This window comes from Nocardia citri (assembly GCF_054065835.1).
This window is the reverse complement of record NZ_JBSUQM010000036.1, coordinates 38,003-51,857: the sequence shown is the minus strand read 5'-3', so window position 1 is coordinate 51,857 and position 13,855 is coordinate 38,003. Positions and strand designations below refer to the sequence as shown.

Sequence of the window (13,855 nt, the reverse complement as noted above, 5' to 3'; positions counted from 1 at the left end):
CCCATAGATACGTCGTCACCACGTTGCGGACTGTGGTGGGGCTGCACCTCTTCAGAACCCAATAAGCCTCACGGTCTTACGAACTATTCTCCGAGTGCACCCAACTCATCGACCGCTCTGCGGTGTGGCGATGTATGCAGGAATTCAGCAGCAAGCGAACGCGCCCGCTCCGGATGGGCGCGACCGAGAGCAACGATCAGTCCAGCAACCTGAGTCTCGAGGTCGAAAGAGGGTCCCGCACCCGAAGCCAATCGCTGTGTTCCGCGGCGAATCACGTCGGAGATTTCGGATGCCAGGGCTCTGATATCGGCGTTGAACAACCCTTGATTGAGGTGACGCTCGAACTGGTAACGATCTGCCAGCTCGATCAACGCCGCCAGCGCCTTCAACCGCAACTCCGCCGTGCCGCGCTCCTCCGCGATCTCGTCGCTGTCGGCGACATCGCTGGCGAGAATCCCGAACGAATTGTCGGCACCGCCCCACCGATCACGCGACTGACCACGCCACACAACCCGATCGGGGTCCCTCGCGGCCTCAATCACCGCATCGTAGCCCTTCGCAGACCCCCAGCGCGCCAGCGCACAACACGCCAGCAACCGCTCCGCCGGATGCGCCTGCGAGTCTTCGAACAACCCCAGCACCTCAGCCTCACGCACACGCCAGCTACCGTCCATCGCCTCGTTCAAGACGTCGTCGGGCTCCGCGGGATTTCCGTCGAAGTCCGTATAGAACAATAGTTTCGCCTTGGGGCTGAGGCGGAATCCTGAGTAGGGGTTTGCCATATTCATCCTCTCTTCTGAGTTGGTATCCGTTTATCACTGCACTGTTCTGGCCGGGATTCTAACGGTGCACCGCGCGCCGCCAGATAAGCACCCTAGCGAAGATGTGCACCGTATGTTTGAATTGCCGCTCTATCTGAATCGAGAAAGGATGTTTTCCTCTGCTGCGTGAGGTTGATCGTCAGGGATTGGTCGGATGCGACGTTCCAATTCCGTAGTAAGATTTCGGCAATCATTGGAATCATGTCGAGCATGGGCATAACCGGACCGGTCTGAAGTTGTTCGGTACGCTGGCCAGCCTGCAATAGCGACCCCAGCAAGGCTGGTACCAGCAAGGATTGACCATCGTCATTAGCACCTGGATGCAGGGGGTGGCCGCAGGGCTGGTACCGCCAGATGTAGGCGGTGATGGATCCGGTATCGAGCCAAGACCTGATCTCGCTTCGCCCGACGCGAAGGGACCGATTAGGTAGTCGTTCGGAAGCGTGCCGCGTATCAGCCATTCATTGTCACGCGCGTGTTGAGCAGTGCGCGAATACGTGGTGCGAGATCGTTGGCTTTGGAATTACTGATGCCTAAAGTTCGATTATATTCGCGAAGATCATCACGGCCAATGTCGTACGACAGGTCGATTTCGACATGCTTTCCTGCGATCCTGTTGATTTCGGCCTGAATCGTATCCTGAATTACCTGCGGTGGAACAATCTCCAACCCGGGATGCTCACCGGCATCGATCGCAAGCTGCAGCTTGGTGCTGTCGACCCATATTTCCGGGCTTCCATAGACCTTTCCGTTGCCTTCCAAGGACGAAAACGAGCTGAAGGGACTATTCGCTTTAGCTTTCGGATTACGGTTCGCCATAATGTGCTGAAGCAGCGTGGTGTCACTCTCGGGGTTCAGTGGAGCGAGCGCCCCGTCACTGTCGATGCGCGTCTTCGGATATCCATCCTTGTTGAGCAGGCCAGGAAAATCATCGTCTTGCCGCTTCAAAATGGCCGGAGTATCACCACCACGTTGCAGTCTCGATCGTGTCACCGCGTCTAGGATCTGGTCGCGTGTGAGGACACCATCACCATCTCGATCCCAGACCGGAGGAGAGTATCGTCGCCGCGACGCAGCGCATCGCGTGCTGACCGAGCCTCCGCGATGGCGTCGAAGATCTCCTTCGCGCTCTTGCCCGCAGCGACCATGCTGTCAATTAGCACCGACTCTTCAATTCGCCCACCGGCTTTCAGGGCGCCGGCGCCCTTCGGTCCGGGAATAAAGAACGTTGCGAGATTGAAAAGCCCCCGTGGCCTGTCGGCAGCCAGCTGCCCAAGACCACCACCGTCCTCGTTGCCGCGCAGCAACGGATTGGATTCAGTGGCTGTGTTGGGAAGTTGTGTGCCCGGACGCGTATCCCAAGGGGTAGCGGTACGGATTCCTGCTTCGCCGACGCCTTCGGGGACGCGGGCTCCTCTGCCGAGGGCGTTCAGGCCTTTGGGGCCTGGCACGATGAAGGTTCCGATGCCGAAGCCTGCGGTGCCGATTGTTTCGAGGGGTTTGTCTGGAAATTGGCTCCAGTCGGTGCCGATGACCGTTATCGACAGGTCGTCGAGAAAGTTCAGCGTGGCGTGCTGTTGGTCGAGTTTGCCGTCGGGGCTGTAGACCGGGTTGCCGTTGGCGTCGCCACCGCCGAACCACCCGTAACCATCGACAAGCTGCCAGCGCCCGAGGCGATACCGGAGGTGATCGGCCCCGCCAAACCCCCACCACCACTGAACGCAGCGACCTCGACCACCACGATGACCGCGGTGGTCGCGCCGAACCCGATGCAGGCGGCCGGCACTCTCGCACACGGGCTTGTCAGCCGCCGACGGCGGACAACAATGCGGCTATGCCGAAGGTCTCGTCCGAATCCTCTATCCAGGACTCGATGTCGAGTTCGGTCGGGTCACCGACGCCCAGTACCTGATGAAGCACCGAGGTCACCTGGTCGGCGACAACCTCGTACTCGCGATAGTGCACCGGCCAAGTCACCATGCGGTGCCAACTGATCGAGCGCCCTTCGACTGGCGGATACCAGCCCGCTTGCCTCAGCATTGTCTCGGACTCCTCCGGCATGCGACGGTCCTCGCCGAGCTGGCTGTTGTGGACGATCTCGCACCAAAGCTCGGGCGTAAAGACATGGAAACGCGCATACCGCCCCTCGGTAGCATTGATGACCAGGAACGCCCTGGCGGGCATACCCGACAACGTCAACGCCAACGCTTCCGAGAACTTCCGCCAATTCACATTAGAAGTCATATTTTTCATTCCAACCCATCCCGAGCGGCGACTTCATCAAGAAACTTCTGATGCTCTGGACCAACGAAATTGAGATTAACCACCTGAGGGGAGGCGCTTAGCTTCAGAATCACGTTTTCACGATTCCATGCCATTGTGGCATGACTTCCGGGCAGTCCATAGGTCGGAATGCCAAGATTCTCTGTGATACCCTCTGCAAGGTCGGCGAATGCATTCACTACCAGCCTTCGAATCTCTACCCAGGGCAATTCATCGTCGGCGATGTCTGTAACGAGACATGAAATATCATCGATTATTCGCTTCTGTGGATGCACATAGGCCACAGGCCGCTGGAGTTGAAGATCGGTCCGTAGCTCTGCACCATTATCCCATGATTCTACGATTTGCCATCCTACTGATTCACAGAATCGAGGTATGTCGTCGATGCGCCAAGTCCAGTCAAATTCTGCGGCCAGGCGCGCAATTCTGATGGCACCTTCGATGTCGACGTTCATTATGGGTAATAATTCTCTCTAGTAGTCGCTGCCGGCTGGGTCGGAGAAGAAAGCGCCAGAGTGACCATTTCTGGCCCGTCGGATGCGGTAATGGCTGGTCATCGGATGGAGGCAGCATATGCCATGACGCGCGCATTTTCCCCATCGGATTGACTCAGGCCGAGTGAGGGCTGGGTTGCGATGTTGACGGTCAGCGATTGATTCACGGACGATGTCGGCTTCGATAGGAACTGGCTGCTGGGGAGCGGGCCAGCGACCCGCGTGATACGCGGTTGCGCCTGTGCAGCGATTCCTGCAAGCCAGGGTGCGGCCGCGGCAATCACGCCAGTCGCCCACTTCGGTGTCGACGGAATGATCGTTGAGGGTGGCGCTTCGGCGGCGGTCGGGCTCGCGGCGGCCGGAACGGAGACCGACGGTTCTGGAGGATTCCCGCCGTCACCCACCGATCGCGTGGGTTCGGGCAGCGTCGACGGCTTCTGCCCCGTTCCTGGATGCGCGAGGTTGAACCCCTGACCTTCGCCGGGTTCGAACTGGGTCACGGTGATCTTGTTCGTCCCCGGTTCGGTGTGCATCAGGAGGTAGTCGAAGTCGGACTCTCCCGAGATCAGATCCTGGGCCAGGCGAGTACCGTGTTTCGCGTCGTAGTCGACGATCGCCTGCAGGGCCTTCGAACCAGTCCGGAATTCGTCCACCCCGTACGGCACCGACCCCTGCTGAGCGTTGATCTTCTTCGGCCCGCCCACATCGACTGCCTCGGCGTAGCTCTGCAGCGCGATATCGGCGGGTGTCAGGGTGTCCTGTTCGGCGATGACCATCAGAAGGGGTGTCGGAGATACGCGGCGTAGGAACGCTTCTGGGGCGTAGGACTGGAATTTATCGATGCTGGAGAGGGTGACCTCGTTGCGCCAGGTCGGGACTTGCGGGCCGTTGGCCATCACGTGATCTGGGGATTCACAAGGAAGCCTTGCGTAACTGGGTGCGCCAGGATCAGCAGGGGCATCGGCCCGGCGGTGACCGCGGCGAGGCCGCGCCCGTCGATAAAGACGCGCGGATTAGAGAATCGGAGGCACGCCTGCGGCAAGTCGAGCGAGCCAGCTCGATACTGAAAGCGGCGGCCGACTTCAGAATCGAGTTGGCTCGCTTGAGTTCTCGGTTCTCAGCGCGAAGCCTACGAATCTCGGCGGCCTCATCGGTGCTAACTCCCGGACTCCGGCCGGTGTCGATCTGACCTCGCCGGATCCAGTTACGCAGTGTCTCAGCCGATCCGATACCGAGCTTGCCTGCGACAGAAGTGATAGCCGCCCACTCCGACGGGTACTCGCCTCGAACCTCTGCGACCATCCGCACAGCCCGTTTACGCAACTCCGGCGGGTACCTCTTCGGTGATCCTGACATGACTCCATCCTTCCTCCTACGAAATCGAAGGTGAGCACGGCTGGTGACCACATGAGAAGGCGACCGCTCTAGCCTGTTACGGCAGACAGCGATTGATATCCGGTGCGAGGGTTATGGAGTCAGCACTTCGAGGGTGACGGCGTATCCGAGGGCTTCCAACTGACGGATCGCGTTGGCCTTGGCCGCGCCGGGCCGACGGCTGGTGAAGTAGTTCGCACCAAGGTCTCGATAGAAGGTGCCGGTGGTGAGCATGCTGTGCGCCGACACGAGCATCGATCGTTCGACCGCGACGAGCGCTTTCATCAGTCCGCGTCTTGCACAGATGCGCCGGTACTTGGCGGCGAAGTAGGTGTCCTTGGTGCGGGCAGCGGACAGGGCGGCGATGCCGAGAGCGCCTTTGAGATTGCGATTGCCCTCGCGGGTCTTCGTGGATTTGACCCGGCCCGCGGATTCGTTGGCGCCGGGGCAGACCCCAGCCCAGGAGGCAAGGTGCCCAGAAGTAGAGAATACGCCCATGTCGCCGCCGGTCTCGGCGAGGAAGATCTCGGCCACCGTTGTCGACCAGCCCGGGATACTGCACAACAGATCCCGAGCGGTCCTCAAAGACGGCGGCAGCGCCGCGATGATCCTGGCGTCCAGATCGACCAGCGCAGCCGTGTAGTAGTCGATGAGGTTCAGATGCATCCGGACGAGGTGACCGTGATGGGGCGTGAACCGCCCGGTCAGCGCCTCGATCAACACCGGAATCTTCGCCCGCATCCGGCGTTTGGCCAGATCGGCCATAGCCGCCGGGTCAGCCTTTCCCTCGATCAACGCTTCCAGCATCGCCCGGCCCGAGACTCCCATGATGTCGGTGGCGACCGACGACAGCTTGATCCCGGCGTCCTCGAGGATCTTTTCCAGCCGGTTGATCTGGCGAGTACGGTCGCGAGTCAGGTCGGTGCGTGCCCTGGTCAGGTCACGCAACCGCCGAATCGGCGGCGGCGGGACCAGCGAGGCGCGCAGCAGTCCGTGCGCACCGAGATCGGCGATCCACGCGGCGTCGCTGACATCGGTCTTGCGGCCCGGACGATTACGAGCATCGCGCGGGTTGACCAGCATTACGTCCAACACGCCTTCGAGCAGGTAGTAGAACGGCTTCCAGTAGTCGCCGGTCGACTCCATCACCACGCACGTGACCTTCTCCGCGATCAGATGCTCACGCAACGCCAGGATCTCGTTGCTCATCGCACCCCACGTCGTCACTGTCGACTTCGTCGCCCGCCGCCCCGAACCCTGCACCCGGACACAGACTTTCGCGTCCTTCTTCGAGATGTCGATACCCGCACACCGCGGATGCACCACTTCCATCCTGACCGCCCTTCCCGCTTGCTCGTGAAATCCGTTGTCGGCGTGTGTGTCACGGGGAGGCGAGTAAAGTACAGGACTTTCCTACACGTGCTCGAGGCAACAATCCACGGTTCCCGCAACAGGACGAGAAACCGCCCTACCTCCACCACCACGTTCCCAAACAGGCTCACAGCACCAAAGGAAAACCGGGGTCGACCGCGACACGCACCCACCCAGCCTGCCGTTCGCAACACCGCTGGAAGGCCAGATCAGCCACACGATTTCCCACTCCATGGAGGCCTCGAAGCGGCCTGGGTCGTTCCCAAGGAATGAAATCTCCGGACAAGCCGGGAGGATTCAGACGGCGCCTTCGATATCGGCATACGTACGGCGGATGCTGCTTTCCTGTTTGCGGGGCAAGGCCCGGCGTCACGCGGCACGTGCACCGGACTCTCCGCTGAGAGGGTGCCATCGCCGTCACCGCCGGGTTATCTTCGCTTTCCAGGATCACGCGGGGGGCTTATCTCGAATCGCATAGCTTCCATTTGGAATCGAGCGCTGGACCCCGCTACAACTCGTCAGTAGCAGCATAAAAGGGACATTCTACGTGTTCAGTAGGGCCCGCTGGCGATGCTCACCGCGATCCCCAGTTGGGTGAGATCAGGGGCTTGGCTCGTGGGGCCCGGCCAACCGGTAAGGATCAACTCGGATGGGTCGCCGATGCGCAGGATATCGCGCAGTGCGATCACGACGTGATCGGCGAGGTCCTGATAGGCGGACAAGCGCGCGGGCCAGGTGAGAAATCGGGTCCAATGGTGACCATCTCGAGGTTCACCCCACCCATCCAGGTGCAACCGCACTTCCTCACCCACAGTCATCCGATGCTCGACGCCGAGGTCGTCGTTGCATACCAGTTCACACACCAAACCCGCATCGGCCATCAGGAACTGGGCGAACCTGTTCCCACTGGCTTCCGCAACGATATTGGTCGAGGCAGGCAGCCGCCCCAGCACCAACGCCAACTCGACTGAAAACCGATGCCATGCTTCATTGTTCGCCTGTGCCGTCTCGCTCATTGATCCTCGTCCAACGGGTTGGCGGCCATCCATGGAATCACCACCTCATCAATGTGGTCCTGCTTTCGCTGATAATCGGGACTGACCAGACGCACAACTACCAGCGCATCTGTCGCATCAAGGAAGACGACCAGGTTCGCCAGATCCCACCTGATCCAGGGCTCGACGCCGGGCCTGCGTCGAGAAGGCTCACCCAATTCCGTGACCATCCGGCCGCCAAGTTCCGCGAACGAGTCCAGCACGACTTCGGGTGCAGCAGAACCGTCACGGACTGCGGTGTCGACAACCGTGAAGGAAATGGCGTTGATCACCTCCCCCCTGATCGAAAAGCCTGCCTCCGAGCGGCGAACAACGAACGATGTCGCCAAGCCAGCCCCGAACTGGGAGCGCCGTGTCACGTTCCATCCCGTAGCCGCGGAGAAACGTTCGATGTCATCGAGGGACCAAGTCCAATCCAGGCGCGCTGCAATACGGACGGCCTGCTGAGCACGGTCGATATCATCCTGCACCGCTTGATGATACGGTCAAAGATCCGACAACTTCGGTAATAGCCTTTACCGGGTATAGCGCTGTCGTATTTATCGGAGTAGGTCTTGTTTTCTGTGTTGTAGGTCCGGAAATGGTGTCCGCTGGAAGTGTCTTCGGCGTTGGTCCAGAACTCGCCACCGCCGCCGTGGGAGAGACGTCCCACTTTCGATACATTCCGGGAACTGTGCCGCCGCCTTGGCCGGGATAGCCGGTGAGCTGCCAGCCTTTGCCGTCTGCGTCGCGCTCGCCTGTCTGGGTGGTGACCATGCCCCCGAACTCCCCGGGGTGGGACTGCCAAAAACTTGTTACACCGTCTTTATTGGTGTAGACGTTCTTTACCATGTCGGTGAGGTGCCGTCAGGATTTTGGAGGGTGCCGTATTTTCCGACCACATGACCGTCCTGCACGAGCGGCAGGGACTGCTTGAAATCGGGTGTTATCGCATAGATGCTGTCCGGGGTGCCGATCGTTGACGTTCCCGGCTTGTAAACAACGACGACGCCTATACCGAGGGCAACGTCGAGGATTATCGACGCGAGGTCTATGTGTCCAAGGATCGTCGCGCCAACCGGGCGACGATCAAAATCGAGAACTCGGTCGGGAACCTCCAGGTATGGCAGGCCACCTCCGGGGAGATCGATCGGCACCTCAAACGGCTGGTCGCGCTCGGGCTGCGACGGAAGGCCAAGCAGCACAAGATCATTCTGCGGGCCATGATGCAGATCGCAGTCCGTCACGGCGCACTCGAGATAAACCCCGTGGATGGGGTCGGCGCCTTCGTGCGCCGTCGGAACCCGGCCCGAGGCAAGGTACAAGACCACACCGCGCTGCCACAGTTCCGAGCCCAGGTACGGGCGTGGGCACACGGTGAGGCCATCCCCGGCACACCCGCCTATACGCGCGGGCCGGCGCGGGATTGGACGGTGGTGTGGGTGGTGGATGTGATCACCGGAACCGGGATGCGCCCGCACGAGGTGTTCGCGCTCCTGCTCGATGACATAGACCTCGATGCCAGCGACTACCTCGATGTCACCGGCACCCTGGTGGAAGTCAGGGGTGCCGTGCGGGCGGCTGGGTGCGAAAACCCGCACCGAAGTCCGACAACGGGTGGCGGCGGATCCTGTTGCCCGAGCACACCGTCGAAGCCGTCCGCGAGGCGATCAAGGACCTCGAGGTCACCGATTGCCCCAACCCTGACCGGCTGTTGTTTCCCGCGCGCAACGGGTCGGTGCGCAACCCCAACAACTTCGGCCGCATTTGGCGCGCCGCACGCGGCGACGAATTCGCCTGGGTGACCCCGCGTACCTTCCGCAAAGGCGTGGCCACCGCGGTCGATCACGCTTCCGGAGATCCCGAACGCGCGGCCCGCCAGCTCGGCAACACCCGCGAGGTGGCCAAGACCCACTACACCGACGTGCCCGAGACCGTGCCCGACAACAGGGCCGTGCTCGAGGCCTGGGCACGTGGACGCGAGCCGAAAGTATGAGATATTGACTGGCTCGGTTCAAATTTCACGGCGTGTCGTGGAACGAGAAAACCCCTTCCGATGCTGGTCGGAAGGGGTTTCGCATGTGCTGGGGTTAGCTTTGGCGAGGAGTTCGTATTTAGGATAGTCAGAATTATCCATCACTACTAATTGTGACACGTTTGCGGGATTTTTCAATGGATGGACAATTGGCATAACAAACCTCCGAGTTACGCTACTGTTTTAGCTCCTTCCATGCGCAGAATCAAGAGGTTTCGCAATAAATGGAGGTGTGGCTTTTACGTCGGATAGCAAATTCTCCAACAGTGTGGCAGAATTGGACAGTCATTCAATTGTCGATACGTGAGCGACTATGTCGTCGGCCATCTCACTGGCATCCTTCATCAGAGTCTCTATCAGATCGGGCTTGGTCCCGGTTCCGAGTTGAGCCTTGAAATAGCGATCGAAATCAGATCCCTTAGTGTGGGCGGAGACTTTTGACCTGAGCTCCTGAAGCCTTCTCATGAATGCTATATCGCGATCTATTTCGGGGTATTCGATATGATTGAGGCGTCTGCTGAGCTTGCTGATACCCTTCTCGTCTGGCACCTTATCCAGACCTTTGACAAGCTCCTTCTCATTTAACAGATCGACCATGAGTTTGCAAAGTATAAGGAGCTGTGCCTCAAATTCCGCATCTGTATCATTCAGTGGAATTCGAAGCCGAGTCAAAGCATGGGCGTCGCTACCCTTCGGTTCACGGAATAATTTTCCACCGAATGCCTTTTCCCACGCCTCGGCAAGGCGTACGTACGCTCGTTTGAACTTATGTTCAAGGCTAGGAGAACTGGTTGGTTGATTAAGAAAGGCCCGCCGAACGATCGTCTCGCTCAAGTCCGTAGTTGGGACAATATTGTGCGCTTTCCAGTGATCCCGATGAACGGCAGGTATATCGCGGCCGATATCACCGAGGAAGACGTTCACTACATCTGGCCCGTGGTTGTCGATCTGCACACCCCAGAGAGTGCCACAACGCAAATAACCGTCAGAAATTTCGTAAATCGGATCATCGTAGTAGCGTTGCAGCACCTCTTTGCGAAATGACACTCCGGTCAGATAGTGCGGTGCATCCGGGTTAGCGCCGAAGTAGTTGGCGAGTTCATCCGGATTGCAGGTATACGTTACGGGCCTACCGGTCGATGTTTCTCCGACGATAAACTCGGGATATTCTTCGTCGGCCTCCCATGGCCAGATGCCGCACTCTTCTTGCGGCGGTGGCGGCAAGACCCTAGTAGCGAGGATCCTGCTAAGAACCCGATGCCTGACATCGCCAAGGCTCAAGCTGATCGAGGTATCGCCATTTACAATATGGTCATCCTCGTGTAGGGAGATAAATTCGTCTGCATCCGAGAATCCGTCAACAAAAACAACCGAGTCTACAAAAATGATCAGATCCATCCGCCTGGCGGCCTGATACCGTCGCAGGATCGGTGTTCGGATGCGTACGTAGTCGTCGCCGATCTGAATTGCTTCAACCCGGGTGTCGTGCTCCAACACCTCGTAGTTCCCAGTATCTGGATTGCGCCACAGATTCATAAAGAGAATGAACTCCTCAGATATGTGGTATTCATCTGGGACAACGCCATGGAATTGGCGCAGGAGAACGAGCGGTTCGAAGCCATCCTCGATGCAGTGGCGATGGTAGGTCGTGCGCGGCTCGCCATCCCGATAGCCAGTGGTAAATGCGGGCGCTCCCTCGCGGTTGGAGGCATCCCAGCTGCTCTTGGAGAGGGCTTTGTTCCTTTTCGCGGGATCTGCCAAGACGCAGTGGATGCCACCATTCGAGTGATTGAGTTGCTGCCACGATTGGCAGACAGTGATCCAGGCTCCGCCACCCGCGCTAGCAATTTGCGAACGCATTGCCTCCTGGGCAAGTTTGGCGAACGCCTCCTGCTTTGGGTCCTGCGTCAACTTCCACCCCGCTTGGTTGAATGCTTTGGTGACAGATCGGTGCTCGGTCTCCAAACGTTAGCCGAGAGGTTCCCACCCTGCCCAAGGCCGTGGCCCCCGTTCTCCTCGGATGCAGGCCAATCGGTGCTGCGCCTGCGCTTGGTGTCCGTGGTCGGCGGTGGCCGCTTGGACTGCCATCGTTGTCATCCGGAACTCCCGTATGTCTCGAAGCAGCTCGAATCCGGCCCAGGTGGTCACATCGTGGCCGTAGACGGCGCAGAACTCGGCGTACTGGTCTTTGGTGATCCAGCCGAACGAAAGCCACTTGATCGCCGTGTGCACCAGATCCCATTCGGGTGGCCCAAGCGAGGTGCGTTCCAAGTCGAGCACGATCACGTGTCCGTCGTCGGTGGCGACAACGTTGCCGACCCAGGCGTCACCGTGAATGACGCACCAGGGCAATCCTTCCGGCAGATCCGCCCATCGTTCGTGAAGGTCGACCAGGTGCTCCCGCAGCCACCGGCGACTATCCTCGGTAACCCCGCGGGCAGTGTCGATCCGTTCACTCAGCCGGACGAACGGCGCAACATGGCCCAGCTTGAACGAGGCCGGCGGCGCCACGGCGTGAAGCTGCTTCAAGGCGGCAGCAACCTGAGCCGGGGAACCGTGATGATGGGGTGGAAGTTCCTTCCAGAAGGTGACGGCCCGGTCATTGACGATAACCGGCTGTTCGAGACTGGGCACCAGCTGAACCGCTTGCACGCCCGATCTTTCGAGCCACCCAGCGACGTTGGCCTCACGCCGAGCGGCATCTACCTGACCCGGCCGACTGACGCGAGCCACGATGGCACCGGGCAGGCGGTAGACGGCGTTCTCGCTCAGATTGAGCAACTCGGCTGCGTGCGGATCAATCCCGACTGCCGTGCATGCCGAACGGAGCACCGCCAACGTATCAGTGCTCGCCTGATCAGTCGTCATACCGCCGCCAACGTCGAGGTCACATGGGCATGAAGTTCGTCGACGTCGGTTATGCCGGTGTGCGGTGCAGCCGCATCGGCAAGTTCGCGCAGATCGTCAGCTGCTCGCCTCGATCGCACATGGCCTGCGTCGATGAGCGCCGTGTTGCCGATCACCGCGGCCTCGCTCGGATCGCCGGTTGCCATCGTCAGCGAGGCCAGCTTTATCCCGGAGATCGCACGGGAACGAAGATAAGCGGCGCTGTGGCCCGCCACCGCCGCTTCCAGTCGATGACGGGCCTCGCCAGCGAACTGGCCCTGAATCGCTATGTCAAAAAGCGCGTGGCCGGTGTCGCCGGAATGCTGGGCAGCGTCGTAGTACGCCATCCACGCTGGATCGTTGGCGGGCGAGGCAGCGGCGAACGCATCGTCGGCCTGCCCGATCGCCCGGATGGCGTCTTCAGTGCGATGCAGCTTGGCTAGGGCTCTGGCCCTGGCGGCGTGAAGCATGGCGCGTTCGGTCGCGGTGAGCCGGTCACCACGCACCATCGCCAGCTCAACGAGAGTGAGGCCGTCGTCGGGTTGGCCACACCAAATCGCCTGCCGTGCCATCGAGGACAAGACTTTGCCGCGCAGGTGCCAATCGCCGACCTCCTCGGCGCAGGTGAGGGCCAGCCGGAACATGCTGCGGGCATCCGCGTGCGCGTAGGCATCGAAGGCCATGAATCCGGCGGTATGACCGAGGAAGCCGACTGCGCTGTGAAGATCGGCCCGGTACCGCTCGGCGCAGTGTGCACCGAGCAGGTTCACCGCGTAGCGCAGCTGAGCGCTGACGGCTTCCCGGACCAAACCGCCGCCGTAAGTGTGATCCCACGAGGTGAATTCTCGTGCGGCGGTACGTATTTGCTCGATTTCGGCCGGGCCGACTGCGGACGGTACTGGTGTTGGCTCAAGCGCGGCGAGCATTTCCAGCAGTGATTGCCCAGTTGCAGCAGCGACCGTCACACCGAGTGCCGCCCGCACGAACTCCTGCCGTTTCACCTCATCGAGCGTAGTCGGCGCTGGTTTCGGCAGCTTAAACCACAGCAGTTCCTCCGGGATGCCGAGCGTCTGAGCCCAGCGGGTCAGCTTGGAGAGCAGTTCCGGTGCCGTGCCCGTCTCGATTCGGCTCAGTTGTGCCTGGGTGAGTCCCAGCCACCCGGCCACCAGCTCCTGCGGCAACGTTCGGCCGTGATATGGATGCATCCGGTAGGCGTAGATGACCCGTCCCATATGCCAGGTAGCGAGGGCATCGCGCATCTGATCGGTCACCCAGAAGGCCGGTGGCACGGAAGACGGCGCGTGAAGCTCATCACGAGCTGCGACTTCACATGAGGCACACCGGGATTCGGCGTTGTACTGATTGAGCCTACTCCCACAACGCGCACAGTAACGCTGCGCCTGGGCTCCCCGCGTCATGGCTGTCCGCTCCTGGTTGACCTGGAATTTTACGGGCCGTGCCTTTGGTCGGAAAACCCTACCAGCCCTTGACAACGGCCGTTATGCGTTTCATACATACCCCGAATACCCCCTTGTCGTAGCCGTTTTCGCCGTAAAA

14 protein-coding genes and 1 pseudogene are annotated in these 13,855 nt (G+C 60.2%); 1 reads left to right on the top strand and 14 read right to left on the bottom strand.

Annotated features, from left to right (window positions below):
* Positions 1-83: 83 nt before the first annotated feature.
* The 11 genes and pseudogenes from ACW2Q0_RS29245 to ACW2Q0_RS29195 all read right to left on the bottom strand — a co-directional run bounded on the left by ACW2Q0_RS29245 (position 84) and on the right by ACW2Q0_RS29195 (position 8,978).
* The gene (locus ACW2Q0_RS29245; RefSeq protein ID WP_457194145.1) at positions 84-782 is read right to left on the bottom strand and encodes a hypothetical protein; all 699 of its coding nucleotides are present in this window, start codon (positions 780-782) and stop codon (positions 84-86) included.
* A 492-nt stretch (positions 783-1,274) separates the two neighbouring features.
* Positions 1,275-1,814 carry a hypothetical protein gene (locus tag ACW2Q0_RS29240; RefSeq protein WP_457194144.1) on the bottom strand — a complete coding sequence of 180 codons (540 nt, stop codon included), beginning with the start codon at positions 1,812-1,814 and terminating at the stop codon, positions 1,275-1,277.
* A 5-nt stretch (positions 1,815-1,819) separates the two neighbouring features.
* Entirely contained in the window at positions 1,820-2,617 is a 798-nt protein-coding gene (locus ACW2Q0_RS29235; RefSeq protein WP_457194143.1) for a hypothetical protein, read from the bottom strand.
* A 7-nt stretch (positions 2,618-2,624) separates the two neighbouring features.
* On the bottom strand, positions 2,625-3,065 hold the full coding sequence (locus ACW2Q0_RS29230; protein ID WP_457194142.1) for a TY-Chap domain-containing protein: 441 nt from the start codon (positions 3,063-3,065) through the stop codon (positions 2,625-2,627).
* 5 nt (positions 3,066-3,070) lie between these two features.
* Entirely contained in the window at positions 3,071-3,559 is a 489-nt protein-coding gene (locus ACW2Q0_RS29225; RefSeq protein WP_457194141.1) for a DUF6301 family protein, read from the bottom strand.
* Positions 3,560-3,657: 98 nt separating this feature from the next.
* Positions 3,658-4,494 carry a hypothetical protein gene (locus ACW2Q0_RS29220; protein WP_457194140.1) on the bottom strand — a complete coding sequence of 279 codons (837 nt, stop codon included), beginning with the start codon at positions 4,492-4,494 and terminating at the stop codon, positions 3,658-3,660.
* A 169-nt stretch (positions 4,495-4,663) separates the two neighbouring features.
* Positions 4,664-4,954: pseudogene (locus tag ACW2Q0_RS29215) on the bottom strand (transposase); the annotation flags it as partial.
* A 111-nt stretch (positions 4,955-5,065) separates the two neighbouring features.
* Positions 5,066-6,304: an IS110 family RNA-guided transposase gene (locus tag ACW2Q0_RS29210; RefSeq protein ID WP_457194139.1), complete on the bottom strand. Its 1,239-nt coding sequence runs from the start codon at positions 6,302-6,304 to the stop codon at positions 5,066-5,068.
* A 590-nt stretch (positions 6,305-6,894) separates the two neighbouring features.
* Positions 6,895-7,359, bottom strand: a complete 465-nt coding sequence (locus tag ACW2Q0_RS29205; protein ID WP_457194138.1) for a TY-Chap domain-containing protein — start codon at positions 7,357-7,359, stop codon at positions 6,895-6,897.
* Positions 7,356-7,868 carry a DUF6301 family protein gene (locus ACW2Q0_RS29200; protein WP_457194137.1) on the bottom strand — a complete coding sequence of 171 codons (513 nt, stop codon included), beginning with the start codon at positions 7,866-7,868 and terminating at the stop codon, positions 7,356-7,358. The genes ACW2Q0_RS29205 and ACW2Q0_RS29200 overlap by 4 nt, the downstream gene beginning before the upstream one ends.
* Before the next feature lie 354 nt (positions 7,869-8,222).
* Positions 8,223-8,978 (bottom strand): hypothetical protein, encoded by a 756-nt coding sequence (locus ACW2Q0_RS29195; RefSeq protein WP_457194136.1) that lies wholly within the window; start codon positions 8,976-8,978, stop codon positions 8,223-8,225.
* Between ACW2Q0_RS29195 and ACW2Q0_RS29190 the strand changes: the two genes are divergently transcribed.
* Positions 8,963-9,373: a hypothetical protein gene (locus tag ACW2Q0_RS29190; RefSeq protein WP_457194135.1), complete on the top strand. Its 411-nt coding sequence runs from the start codon at positions 8,963-8,965 to the stop codon at positions 9,371-9,373. The genes ACW2Q0_RS29195 and ACW2Q0_RS29190 overlap by 16 nt on opposite strands.
* Positions 9,374-9,697: 324 nt before the next feature.
* On the opposite strand, the gene ACW2Q0_RS29185 is transcribed toward ACW2Q0_RS29190, so the two are convergent.
* The 3 genes from ACW2Q0_RS29185 to ACW2Q0_RS29175 are packed head-to-tail and all read right to left on the bottom strand — an operon-like array spanning position 9,698 to position 13,569.
* Positions 9,698-11,377, bottom strand: coding sequence for a hypothetical protein (locus tag ACW2Q0_RS29185; RefSeq protein ID WP_457194134.1), 1,680 nt, complete (start codon positions 11,375-11,377; stop codon positions 9,698-9,700).
* 3 nt (positions 11,378-11,380) lie between these two features.
* Positions 11,381-12,280: a phosphotransferase family protein gene (locus ACW2Q0_RS29180; RefSeq protein WP_457194133.1), complete on the bottom strand. Its 900-nt coding sequence runs from the start codon at positions 12,278-12,280 to the stop codon at positions 11,381-11,383.
* The gene (locus tag ACW2Q0_RS29175) at positions 12,277-13,569 is read right to left on the bottom strand and encodes an XRE family transcriptional regulator (RefSeq protein WP_457194132.1); all 1,293 of its coding nucleotides are present in this window, start codon (positions 13,567-13,569) and stop codon (positions 12,277-12,279) included. Before ACW2Q0_RS29175 ends, ACW2Q0_RS29180 begins: the two co-directional genes overlap by 4 nt.
* Positions 13,570-13,855: the final 286 nt, after the last annotated feature.